4 tRNA genes and 1 rRNA gene are annotated in these 690 nt (G+C 45.2%); all 5 read right to left on the bottom strand.

What is annotated here, in order from left to right:
• Positions 1–96: 96 nt before the first annotated feature.
• Positions 97–172, bottom strand: a tRNA-Val gene (locus tag QMA09_RS17120).
• Between the two features lie 14 nt (positions 173–186).
• Positions 187–261 (bottom strand) — tRNA-Glu (locus tag QMA09_RS17115).
• Between the two features lie 24 nt (positions 262–285).
• Positions 286–375, bottom strand: a tRNA-Ser gene (locus QMA09_RS17110).
• 7 nt (positions 376–382) lie between these two features.
• Positions 383–457, bottom strand: a tRNA-Asn gene (locus QMA09_RS17105).
• 13 nt (positions 458–470) lie between these two features.
• A 5S ribosomal RNA gene (gene rrf, locus QMA09_RS17100) occupies positions 471–586 on the bottom strand.
• Positions 587–690: the final 104 nt, after the last annotated feature.

Here is a 690-nt window from a genome sequence, read left to right as displayed (position 1 = left end):
GTTCTTTTTGGAAATTCATAATGAAAGAAAAACGAGTTTCTTCTATTATATAGGAACATAGCTTACTTTACGATTATCTTATGTATTTCCGAAAAATGGTGGAGGATGACGGGATCGAACCGCCGACCCTCTGCTTGTAAGGCAGATGCTCTCCCAGCTGAGCTAATCCTCCAGGAAAAAATGTAATGGTGACCCCTACGGGATTCGAACCCGTGTTACCGCCGTGAAAGGGCGGTGTCTTAACCGCTTGACCAAGGGGCCATTGTTTATTTGGAGATTTATATCTGGCGGAGAGCAAGGGATTCGAACCCTTGAGACGGTTGCCCGCCTACATGATTTCCAATCATGCTCCTTCGGCCACTCGGACAGCTCTCCAAAAGAATGGCTCCGAAGGTAGGACTCGAACCTACGACCATCGCATTAACAGTGCGGTGCTCTACCACTGAGCTACTTCGGAATAATATGGATCAGCCTGGCAACGTCCTACTCTCACAGGGGGAAACCCCCAACTACCATCGGCGCAAAAGAGCTTAACTTCCGTGTTCGGGATGGGAACGGGTGTGGCCTCTTTGCCATCATTACCAGACTAATTTATTTTGAAAGACAAGTTTTATTATACCAATTCTGCACGGTATTACAAGCTTTTTAAAAAACTTTTATCTTATTCTTTCAAAACTGGATATTCGACAT

This window comes from Planococcus sp. APC 3906 (genome assembly GCF_030407685.1).
In the GTDB taxonomy this organism is placed as follows: Bacteria; Bacillota; Bacilli; order Bacillales_A; family Planococcaceae; genus Planococcus; species Planococcus koreensis.
The sequence above is the reverse complement of the archived record's forward strand: the minus strand, read 5'-3'. Positions and strand labels throughout refer to the sequence as shown.